Origin of the sequence: Mesorhizobium sp. M0522, assembly GCF_040321085.1 — a bacterium.
Taxonomy (GTDB): Bacteria; Pseudomonadota; Alphaproteobacteria; order Rhizobiales; family Rhizobiaceae; genus Mesorhizobium.
This window is the reverse complement of sequence record NZ_JAMYQW010000029.1, coordinates 73,208-88,572: the sequence shown is the minus strand read 5'-3', so window position 1 is coordinate 88,572 and position 15,365 is coordinate 73,208. Positions and strand designations below refer to the sequence as shown.

The 15,365-nt window shown below is 61.3% G+C and carries 13 protein-coding genes and 1 pseudogene; 7 read left to right on the top strand and 7 right to left on the bottom strand.

What is annotated here, in order from left to right; genetic code table 11:
• The 3 genes from NKI58_RS25870 to NKI58_RS25860 all read left to right on the top strand — a co-directional run.
• The coding region (locus NKI58_RS25870; protein WP_352853896.1) for a DMT family transporter at positions 1–808 on the top strand (808 nt) is incomplete at its 5' end.
• A gap of 2 nt (positions 809–810) precedes the next feature.
• Entirely contained in the window at positions 811–1,602 is a 792-nt protein-coding gene (locus NKI58_RS25865) for an ATP12 family chaperone protein (protein ID WP_352825464.1), read from the top strand.
• A 187-nt stretch (positions 1,603–1,789) separates the two neighbouring features.
• The gene (locus NKI58_RS25860; protein WP_352593862.1) at positions 1,790–3,679 is read left to right on the top strand and encodes an MFS transporter; all 1,890 of its coding nucleotides are present in this window, start codon (positions 1,790–1,792) and stop codon (positions 3,677–3,679) included.
• Positions 3,680–3,754: 75 nt separating this feature from the next.
• On the opposite strand, the gene NKI58_RS25855 is transcribed toward NKI58_RS25860, so the two are convergent.
• The gene (locus tag NKI58_RS25855) at positions 3,755–3,949 is read right to left on the bottom strand and encodes a DUF2735 domain-containing protein (RefSeq protein WP_292660390.1); all 195 of its coding nucleotides are present in this window, start codon (positions 3,947–3,949) and stop codon (positions 3,755–3,757) included.
• A 319-nt stretch (positions 3,950–4,268) separates the two neighbouring features.
• Between NKI58_RS25855 and NKI58_RS25850 the strand changes: the two genes are divergently transcribed.
• Positions 4,269–5,309, top strand: coding sequence for a glutamine synthetase beta-grasp domain-containing protein (locus NKI58_RS25850; RefSeq protein ID WP_352784981.1), 1,041 nt, complete (start codon positions 4,269–4,271; stop codon positions 5,307–5,309).
• Between the two features lie 115 nt (positions 5,310–5,424).
• Here NKI58_RS25850 and glnA read toward each other — a convergent pair whose 3' ends face one another.
• Complete coding sequence (glnA, locus tag NKI58_RS25845) at positions 5,425–6,834, bottom strand: type I glutamate--ammonia ligase (RefSeq protein WP_352784983.1); 1,410 nt, start codon at positions 6,832–6,834, stop codon at positions 5,425–5,427.
• 54 nt (positions 6,835–6,888) lie between these two features.
• Complete coding sequence (locus NKI58_RS25840; protein ID WP_019857988.1) at positions 6,889–7,227, bottom strand: P-II family nitrogen regulator; 339 nt, start codon at positions 7,225–7,227, stop codon at positions 6,889–6,891.
• A gap of 363 nt (positions 7,228–7,590) precedes the next feature.
• Between NKI58_RS25840 and NKI58_RS25835 the strand changes: the two genes are divergently transcribed.
• On the top strand, positions 7,591–9,129 hold the full coding sequence (locus NKI58_RS25835; protein WP_352825462.1) for an NAD(P)H-hydrate dehydratase: 1,539 nt from the start codon (positions 7,591–7,593) through the stop codon (positions 9,127–9,129).
• Positions 9,126–11,132, top strand: coding sequence for a hypothetical protein (locus tag NKI58_RS25830; protein ID WP_352784988.1), 2,007 nt, complete (start codon positions 9,126–9,128; stop codon positions 11,130–11,132). The genes NKI58_RS25835 and NKI58_RS25830 overlap by 4 nt, the downstream gene beginning before the upstream one ends.
• Before the next feature lie 44 nt (positions 11,133–11,176).
• On the opposite strand, the gene NKI58_RS25825 is transcribed toward NKI58_RS25830, so the two are convergent.
• The 3 genes from NKI58_RS25825 to NKI58_RS25815 are packed head-to-tail and all read right to left on the bottom strand — an operon-like array spanning position 11,177 to position 13,288.
• Positions 11,177–11,551, bottom strand: a complete 375-nt coding sequence (locus NKI58_RS25825) for a hypothetical protein (protein ID WP_156937295.1) — start codon at positions 11,549–11,551, stop codon at positions 11,177–11,179.
• Complete coding sequence (locus tag NKI58_RS25820) at positions 11,542–11,748, bottom strand: hypothetical protein (protein WP_156937294.1); 207 nt, start codon at positions 11,746–11,748, stop codon at positions 11,542–11,544. The genes NKI58_RS25825 and NKI58_RS25820 overlap by 10 nt, the downstream gene beginning before the upstream one ends.
• Positions 11,749–11,755: 7 nt before the next feature.
• A complete protein-coding gene (locus tag NKI58_RS25815; RefSeq protein WP_352853894.1) occupies positions 11,756–13,288 on the bottom strand; it encodes an acyl-CoA carboxylase subunit beta in 1,533 nt (510 codons plus the stop codon).
• Between the two features lie 387 nt (positions 13,289–13,675).
• On the opposite strand from NKI58_RS25815, the gene NKI58_RS25810 reads away from it, so the two are divergent.
• Entirely contained in the window at positions 13,676–15,094 is a 1,419-nt protein-coding gene (locus NKI58_RS25810; protein ID WP_023675109.1) for a DEAD/DEAH box helicase, read from the top strand.
• A 102-nt stretch (positions 15,095–15,196) separates the two neighbouring features.
• On the opposite strand, the pseudogene NKI58_RS25805 reads toward NKI58_RS25810, so the two are convergent.
• A pseudogene (locus tag NKI58_RS25805) lies at positions 15,197–15,352 on the bottom strand (alpha/beta hydrolase); the annotation flags it as partial.
• Between the last annotated feature and the right edge of the window lie 13 nt (positions 15,353–15,365).

The following is a 15,365-nucleotide window of genomic DNA, read 5'->3' as shown; positions in this document are numbered from 1 at the left end:
CTCGTATGCCGGCTACGACCCTGTTTTCCTGTCCATCGCCCGCTCGGCGATCGGCGGCCTGTGTGTTTTCGGCTGGTGCCGCTGGCGCAGCATTGCGCTGTTCACGCCCGACAAAACCCTCGTCGCTGGCATTCTGGCGGGTGCGCTTTTTGGTCTCGAGTTCCTGTTTCTCTACGTCGGACTCGAGCACACGACGGTTGTGCGCAATACCTTGCTGGTCAACACCATGCCGTTCTGGATGCTGGTCGGCGGTCATTTCCTGCTGGGCGAAAGCATCACGGCACGCAAGCTCGTTGGTCTTCTGCTCGCTTTCGCCGGACTGATCGCGGTGTTTTCCGATAAACTGAGCGCCAGTGGCGGCGCGACGCTGAGCGGCGATTTGCTCAGTCTCGGTGCCGGCATTCTGTGGGCCGTGACCAATATCGTCATCAAGCGGTCGAAGCTGGTGACGGCCAGCGCCGAAAAGCTGCTGCTCTATCAACTGGCCGGGGCCGCCGTCGTCGGCATTTTGGTGATGCCTTTTGCCGGGCCGCCCGTCCGCAACTTTACCGTCTTGCCAACCTTGGCTCTGCTGTTCCAGGCCGTCTACGTTGTCGCGTTCACCTATGTGCTGTGGTTCTGGCTGCTGCGGCGCTACCCTGCATCTGGACTGTCGAGCTTCACCTTCCTGTCGCCGGTGTTTGGTGTGCTGTGCGGCGCCGTGTTCTTGAACGAGCCGCTGACCGTTCGTATCTTCCTGGCACTCGGCCTCATTGCCGCCGGACTCATCATCGTCAACCGGCCGGCCCGAAAACAAAGTCCCGGATGAGCATGCGCGATATATTGAACGACCTCGAAGCTGGAAAGCAGCTCTCTGATCCGGACCCGGTGCGTCGCGCCCAGATCCAGATGAAGACGCCGCTGCCGAAGCGCTTCTACAAGACCGTCGCGGTAGCACCGGTCGAAGACGGTTTTGCCGTCCATCTCGATGGCAAGCCCGTCCGCACGCCGGCCAAGGCGCTGCTGGCGCTGCCGACCGAAAAGGCGGCTGCTCTCGTCGCCGAGGAATTCGCCGCACAGGCGGAGACCATCAACCTGGTGACGATGCCGGTGATGCGTCTGGTCAATACGGCAATCGATGGCGTCGCCAGTGATCCCCAGGCCGTGCTGGAGGACATCCTGCGCTTTGCCTCGTCCGATCTGCTCTGCTACCGCGCCGATACGCCCCAAGGACTCGTCGACCGGCAGAACGAGCATTGGGATCCGGTCATCGACTGGGTGCGCAGCGCGCTCGGCGCCCGGTTCCATCTTGCCGAAGGCGTGATCCATGTCGAACAGCCGCGCGAGAGTATCGCGCTGCTTGGCCAGCATCTTGCCCAACGTGCCGATCCGCTGCGCCTTGCCGCCATCCACGTCATGACGTCGCTGACCGGATCGGCGCTGCTGGCGCTGGCTGTCGATTTCGGCGAGCTCGACGGCGAGGCGGCCTGGGCTGCCGGTCATGTCGACGAGGACTGGCAGGCCGAGCAATGGGGCAATGATGCCGAGGCCGTCGCGCACCGCGCGGCCCGCAAGCGCGACATGATGGCGGCAGTCAGCCTGCTCGAAGCTCTCAAAGGCTGACCGCACCGTCGTTTCTATTTCGCACTGCACATTAGACCAAAGTCATAATCCCAAAGACGGTCTGCCTCTGGACGGCGCTTTCTGTCATTTTTTGCACCGGTGGCTGCACTGAGTCTGCGCTGCGAGGAAACGCGGACGATGACGCGCAGCATCGAGGACTGACGGAATCACACGGGAGGATACACTCATGGCAATGGCATCGACCGCCGGCAAAACAAGCCGCGGCATGACGCGCGAGGAGAAGAAGGTCATCTTCGCTTCCTCGCTCGGCACCGTTTTTGAATGGTACGATTTTTATCTCTACGGCTCGCTGGCAGTATTCATTGGTTCGACTTTTTTCAGTCCAACCATTCCGGAAGCGACGCGCAATATTTTCGCGCTGCTGGCGTTTGCCGCTGGCTTCCTCGTGCGCCCGTTCGGCGCATTGCTGTTCGGCCGCATCGGCGACCTTGTCGGCCGTAAATACACTTTCCTTGTCACCATGACGATCATGGGCCTGTCGACCTTCCTGGTCGGCTTGCTGCCTGGCTATGCGACTTTGGGCATCGCCGCTCCCGTGATCCTGATCATCTTGCGCATGTTGCAGGGCCTGGCGCTCGGCGGCGAGTATGGCGGTGCCGCCACCTATGTCGCCGAGCATGCACCCGACGATCGCCGCGGCTACTACACGTCGTGGATACAGACGACGGCAACGCTCGGCCTGTTCCTGTCGCTGATCGTCATCCTGATCGTCCAGGGGTCGATGACCAAGGAAACCTACGCCGCCTGGGGCTGGCGCATTCCGTTCATCGTTTCCTTCCTCCTCCTCGGCATTTCGATCTGGATCCGGCTGTCGCTTTCTGAATCGCCGACCTTCCAGCGCATGAAGGACGAAGGCAAAGGCTCCAAGGCGCCGCTGTCAGAAGCCTTCGGTCAGTGGAAGAACGCCAAGATCGCGCTGCTGGCGCTGCTCGGCCTCACAGCCGGTCAGGCCGTAGTTTGGTACAATGGCCAGTTCTACGCGCTGTTCTTCTTGCAGAACGTGCTCAAGGTCGATCCGCAATCGGTCAACATCATGATCGCGATTGCTCTGGCTGTTGGCTCGATCTTCTTCGTCGTGTTCGGCTGGCTCTCCGACAAGATCGGCCGCAAGCCGATTATCATGGCCGGCCTTGCACTGGCGATCGTCTGCACCTTCCCGTTGTTCAAGGCGCTGACCTGGGCAGCCAACCCGGCGCTCGCCACCGCGCAGCAGAACACCCGTGCGACGGTGACCGCGGCACCGGGAGACTGCAAGTTCCAGTTCAACCCGGTGGGCACGGCGAAGTTCACCACGTCCTGCGATATCGCCACCTCGTTTCTGACCAAGAACTCGGTGCCTTATGACGTAGTGGCCACGGCAGCGCCCGGCACTGCTGCGTCGGTCAAAATCGGCAACGAGACGGTTGAGTCGTATGACGCCACCGCAGCCGGCGATCAAGCCAAGGCCAAGGACGCTGTTTTCGCCAAGGCGGTAAACACGGCGCTTCAGGACGGCGGCTATCCGCTGAAACGGGCAGCGGCGAAGGTGCCGGATCAGAAGCTCGAAGCCTTCATCGCGGCCAATCCCGAACTGAAGCTCGATGCGGCCGCGATCCGCGCCGGCGAGAAGGCCATGGTTCCGGCCGACCAGGCGATCAAGGACAAGCTGCTGACTGCCGATGAGGCTGCGGGAGCTCCCGAGGTCACCGTCTACACCGTACCAGGCGGCGGTCCCTTTGCCATGTTCGCCGACCCGGCGGCGGTCAACTGGCCGATGACGATCGGCATCCTGCTCATCCTCGTGATCTTCGTCACGATGGTCTACGGGCCGATTGCCGCGATCCTGGTCGAGATGTTCCCGACCCGCATCCGCTACACCGGCATGTCGCTGCCCTACCATATCGGCAACGGCTGGTTCGGCGGGCTGCTGCCGGCGACGGTGTTCGCGCTCAGCGCCTACAAGGGCGATATCTACTACGGACTCTGGTACCCAGTGGTGATCGCGGCGATGTCGCTGATCATCGGCATGATCTTTGTCAGGGATACGCTCGGAACGGACCTGCACACCAAACAGTAGCCGGCCTGTCCGGTTCAAAGCAAAGCCCGGCGCGAGCGATCGCGCCGGGCTTTTTCAATTTATCGAGTGCAGGGCTTAGCTCTTCCGATCCTGTTTCGCTTCCTCGATCGCTGCCTCATGATACCAGGCACTTCCGAAATCCGTTCGGTTGCGTAAAGAAGCAAGTTCTGCCGCGAACTTAGCCTTTCCGCTTAAATTTGAGGCAGAAGCGCGCGCTGCCACCGGGAACATCAGGATTTTGGCCGACTGACGAGTGGAAGTGATTTCCATTGTCGGTTTCCTTTCTTCGACAGAACCTTGCCGATTCAACCTTTCCCCAACATAGGTTCAGCAACCGAAATAGGCAACATGATTACGAAAAGATCAGTACTTGCACATTATTTGTGCACAATGTGCTTGTGGATGATCCGAACGCAGCATGACGGCGGACCAGCGATTTTGGGCGGATACAACCTCACTTTTGCCGCATCCATCGCCGGCGAGAATGGCACACGAATTGCATTTTAGTAATCCGGCAGGTCGGCTGCTGGATAGGCCGGCTCGCCCCGGCGCCATCCAGGGTTCGGTGATCAAGCAACGAGAGGCTAGAATGACGAAATACAAGCTCGAGTACATTTGGCTCGATGGATACACCCCGGTTCCCAATCTTCGCGGAAAGACGCAGGTCAAGGACTATGCCGAGTTTCCGACGCTCGACCAGCTTCCGCTGTGGGGCTTCGACGGTTCTTCGACCATGCAGGCCGAGGGCCACAGCTCCGATTGCGTTCTGAAGCCGGTCGCCGTCTACCCGGATCCGGCCCGCACCAATGGCGCGCTCGTTATGTGCGAGGTCATGATGCCCGATGGCGTGACGCCGCATGCCTCCAATAAGCGCGCCACCATCCTCGACGACGAGGGCGCCTGGTTCGGCTTCGAGCAGGAGTATTTCTTCTACAAGGACGGCCGCCCGCTCGGCTTCCCCGAGAGCGGCTATCCGGCGCCGCAAGGCCCGTACTATACCGGCGTCGGCTACAGCAATGTCGGCTCAGTCGCCAGGGAGATCGTCGAGGAGCATCTCGACCTTTGCCTTGCCGCCGGCATCAACCATGAAGGCATCAACGCCGAAGTGGCCAAGGGCCAGTGGGAATTCCAGATCTTCGGCAAGGGCTCCAAGAAGGCCGCCGACCAGATGTGGATGGCACGCTATTTGATGCAGCGCCTGACCGAGAAATACGGCATCGACATCGAATATCACTGCAAGCCGCTCGGCGACACCGACTGGAACGGCTCCGGCATGCATGCCAACTTCTCGACAGCCTATATGCGCGAAGTCGGCGGCAAGGCGTATTTCGAAGCGCTGATGGCGGCCTTCGACAAAAACCTGATGGATCACATCGCCGTCTATGGGCCGGACAACGACAAGCGTTTGACCGGCAAGCACGAGACGGCGCCGTGGAACAGGTTCAGCTACGGCATCGCCGACCGCGGCGCCTCGATCCGCGTGCCGCATTCTTTTATCAATAACGGCTACAAGGGCTATCTCGAGGATCGCCGGCCGAACTCGCAGGGCGACCCCTACCAGATCGCCTCGCAGATATTGAAGACGATCGCCTCCGTCCCTACCAGCGCCGAAGTTTCGGCCGCGGCTTGAGCATTCGTCCCGGCGTAGACCTCAGGTCTGCGCCGTGACTTTCTCTCCGATCGCATCGCAATAAAAAACCCCGGCGTCTCCTCCGGGGTTTTTTTGTTGGCTGCAACGATCTGGATCAGACCGAATAGTACATATCGTATTCGACCGGATGCGGCGTCATTTCGAAGCGCATCACCTCGGCCATCTTAAGCTCGATGTAGCTGTCGATCTGGTCGTCGTCGAAGACGCCGCCGGCCTTAAGGAAGCCGCGGTCCTTGTCGAGGCTCTGCAAAGCCTCGCGCAGCGAGCCGCAGACGGTCGGGATTTTCTTCAATTCCTTCGGCGGCAGGTCGTAGAGATCCTTGTCCATCGGCTGTCCCGGGTGGATCTTGTTCTTGATGCCGTCGAGGCCGGCCATCAGCATGGCGGCGAAGGCGAGATAGGGGTTCGCGCCCGGATCGGGGAAGCGGACCTCGACGCGCTTGGCCTTCGGCGACGAGCCGAACGGAATGCGGCACGAGGCCGAGCGGTTGCGTGCCGAATAGGCGAGCAGCACCGGCGCTTCATAGCCCGGCACCAGGCGCTTGTAGGAATTGGTCAGCGGGTTGGTAAAGGCGTTGATCGCCTTGGCATGCTTGATGATACCACCGATGTAGAACAGGCAGCTCTCGGACAGGCCGGCATATTCGTTGCCGGCGAAGGTCGGCTTGCCTTCCTTCCAGATCGACTGGTGGACATGCATGCCCGAGCCATTGTCGCCGAACACCGGCTTCGGCATGAAGGTGGCCGTCTTGCCGTAGGCGTTAGCGACCTGGTGCACGACATATTTGTAGATCAGCATCTTGTCGGCGTTGCGGACCAGCGTGTCGAACTTGATGCCGAGCTCGTGCTGGGCGGCGGCCACTTCGTGATGGTGCTTTTCAACGCGCACGCCCATTTCTGCGAGCACGGTGAGCATTTCCGAGCGCATGTCCTGTGCCGAATCGATCGGCGGCACCGGGAAATAGCCGCCCTTGATGCGCGGCCGGTGACCGAGATTGCCGGTCTCGTAGTCGGTGTCGTCATTGGACGGCAGTTCGGTGGAATCCAGCCTGAAGCCGGTGTTGTAGGGATCGGCCTTGTACTTGACGTCGTCGAACACAAAGAACTCGGCCTCCGGGCCGACGAAGATCTGGTCGCCGATGCCTTCGGCCTTCATGTAGGCCTCGGCCTTCTTGGCGGTACCGCGCGGGTCGCGGTTGTAGGATTCCCCGGAGATCGGATCGAGGATGTCGCACAGGATGACCATGGTCGACTGCGCGAAGAACGGGTCCATATGCACAGTATCGGAATCCGGCATCAGCACCATGTCGGACTCGTTGATCGCCTTCCAGCCAGCGATCGAGGAACCATCGAACATGACGCCATCGGCAAACATGTCTTCCTCGACCTCGACGACATCCATCGTAACGTGCTGCAGTTTGCCCTTCGGATCGGTGAAGCGCAGATCGACGAACTTAACGTCGTTGTCCTTGATCTGCTTCATGATGTCTTTGGCTGTCGTCATGTCCCTGCTTCCCTATGTGATGACGTTTTGAACATGGCCTTTTAACGGGAAAATTCAGACGGCGTCCATGCCGGTTTCGCCGGTGCGAATGCGCACCACTTCCTCGATGTTGGAGACGAAGATCTTGCCGTCGCCGATGCGGCCGGTCTGGGCCGCCTTGCGGATGGCTTCGATCGCGGCTTCGACCGCATCGTCGCCGAGCACGACTTCGATTTTTACCTTCGGCAGGAAGTCGACGACATATTCGGCGCCGCGATAAAGCTCGGTATGGCCCTTCTGGCGGCCAAACCCTTTGGCCTCGGTAACGGTGATACCTTGCAGGCCGGCCTCCTGAAGCGCTTCCTTCACTTCGTCTAGCTTGAACGGCTTGATGATCGCTTCGATCTTTTTCATGTAAAAAGTGGCCTCCACTGCCAAAAAAGACGGGTTGTGAGCCCCGCTTGCGCCTCAATCAAGCACGAACTGTGCCAATTGATGGGGGGCCGAGCGGCCTCACATGATTTGGATACCATGCCACGCGGGAATGTACATTCGCGTCATTCGCAGCGTTGGATGCGCCATGAATGCCGCGAGCCTACACACCGCCGGTCCTGCCGTCCGCACAAAAATTGGGCAGATCGGGTATTTCATGGGCAGCTGCGCGCCGTCGTCCCGAACGATGTACGCCGCCAAATTGCTTGGCGACCTTCGTTGTTTGCGTCGGATCAAAAACTGGACAATGCTTGGGGAAATGATGTGCATGTCGCCTGATATTCCATGAGCAATGAACTTCTGTCTCCGTCCGAAATGGCCGAGGCCGACCGGCTGGCGATTGCCGCTGGTCCATTCGACGGCATCGGCCTGATGCGCAATGCCGGTGCTGCGGTTGCTGCCGTGGTACTCAAGCGCTACCCGAACGCAACGCGCGTCCACGTGCTTTGCGGCCCCGGCAACAATGGCGGCGACGGCTATGTCGTGGCGCGGTTGTTGGCAGAGGCCGGGATGAAGGTCGCCGTTTGGGCCGAAGGCAAGCAGAAAGCGGGGAGCGATGCTGCGCGGGCTTCTGAGGCCTGCAATCTGCCGGTGGACCATATTGCCCATTGTCACCCGACCCAAGGTGAAGTCGTCGTGGATGCGCTCTACGGTGCAGGTCTGTCGAAGGATATTTCCCTACATGCGTCAGCCGTCTCGGGCCTCAGCGCAGCGGAGAAAGTGCCAGTCGTCTCAATCGACCTGCCATCCGGCGTGTCGGGCGAGAGCGGATTGACCAATGCCTATTTCGACGCTGCGGTGACTGTGACCTTCGTGCGGAAAAAGCCAGGCCATCTACTGATGCCAGGACGCAGTATGTGCGGCGAAATCATTGTCGCTGATATCGGGATTCCGGATGGGATCGTCGACCAACTCAAGATCAAGACGTTCGAGAACACGCCGGACCTCTGGCTACGATGGGAGTTTCCGAGAACGTCTGCCGATACGCACAAATACAAACGCGGCCAAGTCGGCGTTTTTTCGGGCGGGCCGAATGCGACTGGTGCGGCAAGATTGTCAGCGATGGCCGCGGCCAGAAGCGGAGCAGGGGCAGTGACCGTGCTTTCGCCTAGCGATGCCATGCAGGTGAACGCCGCGCATCTGACCTCGATCATGCTGCGTGCGGTAGATACGGTGGCGGACGCAGGCGAGTTCATCAACGAAAGGCAGCATACTGCGTTCGTTCTCGGCCCCGGATTCGGAGTCGGCGAAAAAGCCCGCGACTTCGCCTTGCGGTTGCTCGAGCAGGACGAGGTCTATGATTTCAAACGCATGGGCCTGTTTGGAGGCATTGTGCTTGATGCCGATGGCCTGACTTCGTTTCGCGACGCTCCAGATGTTCTCTTTGAAGCAGCACATCGAACCTTCGCACCAAGTCTGGTGCTGACGCCGCATGAAGGCGAATTCGCCAGGCTTTTTCCCGACATTGCCAAATCGAAGAAGCAGTCAAAGCTCGCCAAGGCCCGCGCCGCCGCAGCGCGTGCCAATGCAGTCATTGTCTACAAGGGCGCCGACTCGGTGATCGCGGCGCCGGACGGCCGGGCGGCGATCAACGCCAACGGCGCGCCCTGGCTGGCAACAGCCGGGTCAGGCGATGTTCTGGCGGGCATCGTTGCCGCGCTGCTGGCGCAGGGGATGCGGGCTTTCCAGGCCGCCTGCGCCGCGGTCTGGATCCATGCCGAGGCCGGCAGGCGCCTCGGTCCAGGGTTGATCGCTGAGGATTTGCCGCTGGCTCTGGTGCCGGTGTTGCGCGAATTGGTCGAGAGCCAACCGGACCTTCTATGAGACGCCTTGCTCTCCTTCTCACCACGCTTGTCATGGCCGCTTTGACGACACTGTCGGCGAATGCCGCTGAGCAGCCGGTGACCATCGTCGATGATCCAGCGGTGCTTGCTGCTCTCGATGCCAAGGGCTTTGGCCTCGCCGGCATTTTCGGCGTCGATGGCAAGGGCGATTTGAAGACGCTTTACGACAAGGCGCCGGCCTATCACGCGATCATCGAAACGATTGCAAGCGACGTCGCAGCATTGCGGGCCGAGATGAAGGCCGGCGGTCGGCCGCTCTACGAGGTGACCGACGGCAATGTTGGCCGTGTCATGGACATGCGCTGGCTGAGGACCGATGCCGCGCGCTTTCGCCTCGTCGGCATCGTCAACCGGCTCGACCGGCGCGACTTCGCCGCGCTGCAAGGCGATACGAGTTGCGGCGAAGTGCGCTTCGTCTATCGCTTATCCTATAGTTTCAAGAAAAACGGCAAGGTTCTGGCCTCGCGCCTGCCGTTCAATTTCAGTGCCGTCTACAATGCCGCGCCGGATGCCGACGGCGGCTGTGTCGGCGTCGCCGGACGCTGGGCACCACAGCTCGACGAGAACGTCGATGCCGGCTGGCTGATCGGTGGGCCGCTGGACAGGGCGGCGCTCACCCTCAAGCAGCTTGAGCTCAATGCGCAAGTGGTGCGCTTCCCCTCCGGCCAAGAGACCGAATTCGGCGGGCAGGCTGCCTATCTCATGCGTATCTTCGGCATCGATGGCGCGGCTGCCAGCGAAAAGCCGTTGGAAAACACGCCCGATGCGGCACGCCTTGCCGAAGACGTCGCGCTGAAAGCAAGACTTGCGGACTATGTCCGCACCAGTGTCGCGGCGGTCGATCTCGGCGTCTACCAAATCCCCGATGAATTCTTGGCAAGGAAGGTCATTTCATGGTCGACCTTCGGCAGTGCGAGGCAGGCCAACCACCTGTTCACGCCACTGTTCCAGTCCGCAGATTTCGCTGGTGTCGATTTCTCTGCGCTGAAGCTGGTGCGCACGCCGGAGGCACTGGTCGAGCGGCTGGACAACGGCGCCTGCCAGGGCTGCCATCAGGCGGGCTCGACCGCCGGCTTCCATTTCATCGGCCTGGACGACAAGACGACCTCGCCGCTCAACCGCATCGAGGTCGGCATCTCCCCGCATCTCCACGCCGACATCCCGCGCCGCGTCGCCTGGCTGCGCGCGACTGCCGACGGCAAGGAACCGAACCGCTTTCGCCCGTTATCGTTCGCGCCGCCGGCGACATGGAACGATGCCGGCGAAATCGCCTATTCGCCGGCCGAGATGGCGATGCCTTGCCTGATGCCACAGGATGCGGCCCGCTTCGGCGCGACATGGCAATGCGGTGCCGGCACCGTCTGCACGCCGTTGACCACCGCGTCCGGCGTGCGCACCAAGCTGGCGCAATGCCTGTTGCCCAAGGACAGCGAAGACATGTTTTCCGGCCACCCTTGTTTAACGGGATCCATCGCCAGCAACCCGGCACAGCCTTTCAATGACCGGTATACCATCACCGGTCAGTTCGCGGCGTTCGCGCCAGGCATTTCGCGCGTCGCCTACACCTGCCGACCGCCGAAGATCGGTGTGCCGGCGGGTATCGCCTATCGCGGCTGCGACGACCGGGATCGCAGCTTTGCCGCCTTCAAGACGGGCAAGCCGATGCCGAACGAGATTTGCGGGCTGGTTGGCGGCAAGAAATTCGACACCTGCGTGGCGACCAATAATTTCGACCAGTGCCTGGGCGGCGCCGTCAATCGCGGCAATCGTCCTGCCTGCTCGGCCGACCATTTCTGCCGCGAGGATTACATGTGCCAGTCGCTGCCGCCCGACATTCCCGGTATCGGCAAGGTGAAAGGCATCGGCTTCTGCTCGCCGACTTATTTTATCTTCCAGATGCGCATCGACAATCACGCCACGCCATGGTCGGGCGCTGTCCGCGCGACGAGGGGGGCCGGGTTCGGAGCGGCGGAAGCGGAATAGCCTGCGCCGACTGGGCATTAGCCGCTATAGTTTCAGGTGGATAGCTATCGATCGAGATAGTCGGCGATCTTCGATGTCCATTCGCCGTCGAAATGGCGGACATGTTCGGCGACGATCTCATCGCTCAGCAGGCTCGACAAGGCGGAAACCAGAACTGGTTCTATCTCTGGAGCCGAGCTAAATCCAAGAGCAGTCAAACGTTCGGACCAGGGCGGATGATCCGCGCTTTCGTTATCTGGCGCGTCCCAGGCCTTTTGCGCATATTCTTGCAGGATGGGAAGCCTCGACAGGTGACTGGCGGCCGCCAGAACTCTTTCAAGTGGTGGACGAGGCGGTACCATGGTGCCAAGCAGTTCACGTTTAAGCGGAATATACACTTGGTCATCGAAGAACGCACTGGCAGCACCGATCAGCAGCATGGCGCGCGCCGTTTCATATGCATCGCCGGACATCGCTGCATGACGATCTGCGTAAATTTCCGCCCGCCGCGAACAGCGAGCGGATAGCAATCGAGGAACCAGAACCACAGGAGTATTGGGCAAAACAGCGGCATGGCGAAGAGCAGGATGGCAAACCTGCCGAAACGCGCTCCTACATAGAGGACCAGGCGCGACATCAACCCCTCACAGCGGAATGTTGTCGTGCTTCTTCCAGGGGTTTTGCATATCCTTGTTGCGCAGCATCCTGAGCGCGCGGGCGATGCGGCGGCGGGTCGAATGCGGCATGATCACCTCGTCGACATAGCCACGCTCGGCGGCAACGAAGGGGGACAGGAAGCGATCCTCGTAAGCTTTTGTATGTGCCGCGATCTTTTCCGCGTCGCCGATGTCCTTGCGGTAGATGATCTCGACCGCGCCCCTGGCGCCCATCACCGCGATCTGCGCCGTCGGCCAGGCATAGTTCATGTCGCCGCGCAGATGCTTCGAGGCCATCACATCATAGGCGCCGCCATAGGCCTTTCTGGTGATGACGGTGATCTTTGGCACGGTCGCTTCGGCATAGGCGAACAGAAGCTTGGCGCCGTGCTTGATCAACCCACCATATCCCTGCGCGGGGCCGGCCCGTAACCCGGGCACGTCGACGAAGGTGACGATCGGGATCGAGAAGCAGTCGCAGAATCGCACGAAACGAGCCGCCTTGCGGCTGGCATCCGAATCGAGCACGCCGGCCAGCACCATCGGCTGGTTGGCGACGAAGCCGACGGTGCGGCCCTCGATACGGCCGAAGCCGGTGACGATGTTTTTCGCAAAATTCTGCTGGATCTCGAAGAAGTCACCCTCGTCGGCAACTTTAAGGATCAACTCTTTGATGTCGTAGGGTTTGTTGGCATTGTCGGGGATCAGCCTGTCGAGCGACAGATCGTGTTCGGTGACCGACTGGTAGCATTCGATCTCGGGAATTTCCGCCGTGTTGGAAGCCGGCAGCAGATCGACCAGCCGGCGCATCTGCAGCAGCGCCTCGACGTCATTGTCGTAGGCTCCGTCGGCGATCGAGGACTTCGTCGTGTGGATAGAAGCGCCGCCGAGGCTTTCGGCGGTGACCGTCTCGTTGGTGACGGTCTTCACCACATCCGGCCCGGTGACGAACATGTAGGAGGTTTCGCGAACCATGAAGATGAAGTCAGTCATCGCCGGCGAATAGACATCGCCGCCGGCGCAGGGGCCCATGATCAGTGAAATCTGCGGGATGACGCCAGAGGCCAGTACATTGCGCTGGAAGATCTCGGCATAGCCGCCGAGGGCTGCCACGCCTTCCTGGATGCGGGCGCCGCCGGCGTCGTAGAGGCCGATGATCGGCGCGCGGTTGCGCAGCGCCATCTCCTGCACCTTGACCACCTTTTCGGCATGCGCCTCGGACAGCGAGCCGCCGAACACGGTGAAATCCTTGACGAAAAGATAGACCGGGCGACCGTTGACGGTGCCCCAGCCGGTAACGACGCCGTCGCCGGCGATCTTGGTTTTCTCCATGCCGAAATCGGTCGAGCGGTGCTCGACATACATGTCGAACTCCTCGAACGAGCCCTCGTCGAGAAAGACGTCTATGCGTTCGCGGGCGGTCAGCTTGCCCTTCTTGTGCTGGGCGTCGATGCGGGCCTGGCCGCCGCCCATGCGGGCGATCTCGCGGCGGCGCTCGAGTTCCTTCAGCACGTCCTTCATGACCGGTCCCCGAAACAGAAAGCTGGATTGTGGTAATCATGCCTGGGGGAGAGCGCAAGCGCCGCTTCCTCATGGCTTTTGTTGCGCTGCAACATCGGACCCCTTGCATTCCGAAGCGAACTGGGCCATATGCGGCCGTATAGGCGCTTGGGCCGGGATAATCCGGCCTTCTCGACGAATGAGACTGGTTGCGTCTGTTTTCCCTCTTCCCGACAGATCGGCAAGGTGGCGAAAAAGCCCCGTGGCATGAAGCCTGCGGGCACGACAGCGCAGCCGTGTGGACGATGACGTCCGCCCGCCTTGTCGTTTCATGACAATTTTCGACGGCAGGTTGCGCCCTGCCGCCATCGATGTTTGCGGCCAGAAGCCGCATGAAAGAAGAATATTTTGACCAATGAGAACATTTTGATCGGTAAGGACACTGGGGAACTGAACGGTTTCGCCGCACTTGGAATTACCGGCGCACTGCTCAAGGCCACCAATGCCGCCGGCTTTACCGATCCGAAGCCGATCCAGGCCCAGGCGATCCCGCCGCAGCTCGAAGGCCGCGACATTTTCGGCATCGCCCAGACCGGCTCGGGCAAGACGGCGGCGTTCGCGCTGCCGATCCTGTCGAAGATCATCGCACTTGGCACCAAGCGCCGGCCGAAGACGGCCCGCGCGCTGATCCTGGCGCCGACACGTGAACTCGCGGTGCAGATCGAGGAGATGATCAAGCTGCTCGCCAAGGGCGCGCATGTATCGACCGCGCTCGTGCTGGGCGGCGTCTCGCGCTTCAGCCAGGTGAAGAAGGTTGCGCCCGGCGTCGACATCCTGATCGCAACGCCCGGTCGGCTGACCGACCTTGTGCGTGAAGGCGACCTGATGCTTGCCGACACCAAATGGTTGGTGCTCGACGAAGGCGACCGCATGCTCGACATGGGCTTCATCAACGACGTGAAGCGCATCGCCAAGGCGACGGCGCCGGACCGTCAGACGGTGCTGTTCTCGGCGACTATGCCGGCCGAGATCGCCGAACTGGCGAAAGGCCTGCTGAAGAACCCGATCCGCGTCGAAGTCGCTCCTCACAGCACCGCGGCAGCCGAGATCGTGCAGGGTGTCGTCTTTGCCCGCACCAAGCAGAAGCGCCAGGTGCTGGCCAACATGCTTGCCGATGAGGCGATGAAGTCCGTCATCATCTTCTCGCGCACCAAGCATGGCGCCGACAGGGTGACCAAGGATCTCGAGCGCGACGGCTTCAAGGCCGCCGTCATCCACGGCAACAAGTCGCAGAATGCCCGTCAGAAGGCACTCAACGATTTCCGTGAGGGTTCGGTGCGCATTCTCGTGGCGACCGACATTGCGGCACGCGGCATCGACGTGCCCGGCATCAGCCATGTGGTGAATTTCGACCTGCCGGACGAGGCGGAGAGCTATGTCCACCGCATCGGCCGCACCGGCCGCAACGGCATGGACGGCATCGCCATCACACTCTGCGACCCGTCTGAAAACAGCAAGCTGCGTCAGGTCGAGCGCATCATCCGCACCAAGCTGCCGATCGTTGCCGACCATCTCGGCAGCCCCGATCCGCAGCGCAATCCCGCCGAGAAGAACGAGCGCAGCTTCGAACCGGCCAATGATCGCAACGACCGCAATGGCCGTCGCGACGGCAGGCGGCCCGGCGGCGCAAACAATGGCTTCGGCAAGAAGCGGTTCGGCGACAAGCCGGCCTTTGCGGGCGAGCGCAAGCCGGAAGGCGCCAAGCCCTTCAAGGGCAATAACAAGCGCCGCTTCGGCGGCAAGCGGCCAGCAGCGCGGGCCGCATAATCTGACCGTGTTGCGGTCGGCCAAGCCTGGCTTGGTCACACACGATTGAAGAGGGCGACCGGAGCGATGCTTCGGTCGCCCTCTTGCTTGGGGGCCTTTGGTTCACTTTACCACCGCCTCGATCCACACGACGATCCGCTGCGCGAGGAAAGCCGTGGTCGATGGCGACAGCGCGTCGCCGGCAATGACGTGGTTGTCCGGGTCGCCGGTATCGTCGGCCGGCATCAATTCATGTGCGGCGCCCCAGCGACCCGCAAGTACGATCGCTCGC

Excerpts from the sequence above, each read along its gene's own strand:
- NKI58_RS25865 (WP_352825464.1), top strand. The coding sequence starts at position 811 with ATGCGCGATATATTGAACGACCTCGAAGCTGGAAAGCAGCTCTCTGAT.
- NKI58_RS25860 (WP_352593862.1), top strand. The coding sequence starts at position 1,790 with ATGGCAATGGCATCGACCGCCGGCAAAACAAGCCGCGGCATGACGCGC.
- NKI58_RS25855 (WP_292660390.1), bottom strand. The coding sequence starts at position 3,949 with ATGGAAATCACTTCCACTCGTCAGTCGGCCAAAATCCTGATGTTCCCG.
- NKI58_RS25850 (WP_352784981.1), top strand. The coding sequence starts at position 4,269 with ATGACGAAATACAAGCTCGAGTACATTTGGCTCGATGGATACACCCCG.
- glnA (WP_352784983.1), bottom strand. The coding sequence starts at position 6,834 with ATGACGACAGCCAAAGACATCATGAAGCAGATCAAGGACAACGACGTT.
- NKI58_RS25840 (WP_019857988.1), bottom strand. The coding sequence starts at position 7,227 with ATGAAAAAGATCGAAGCGATCATCAAGCCGTTCAAGCTAGACGAAGTG.
- NKI58_RS25835 (WP_352825462.1), top strand. The coding sequence starts at position 7,591 with ATGAGCAATGAACTTCTGTCTCCGTCCGAAATGGCCGAGGCCGACCGG.
- NKI58_RS25830 (WP_352784988.1), top strand. The coding sequence starts at position 9,126 with ATGAGACGCCTTGCTCTCCTTCTCACCACGCTTGTCATGGCCGCTTTG.
- NKI58_RS25825 (WP_156937295.1), bottom strand. The coding sequence starts at position 11,551 with ATGCTGCTGATCGGTGCTGCCAGTGCGTTCTTCGATGACCAAGTGTAT.
- NKI58_RS25820 (WP_156937294.1), bottom strand. The coding sequence starts at position 11,748 with ATGTCGCGCCTGGTCCTCTATGTAGGAGCGCGTTTCGGCAGGTTTGCC.
- NKI58_RS25815 (WP_352853894.1), bottom strand. The coding sequence starts at position 13,288 with ATGAAGGACGTGCTGAAGGAACTCGAGCGCCGCCGCGAGATCGCCCGC.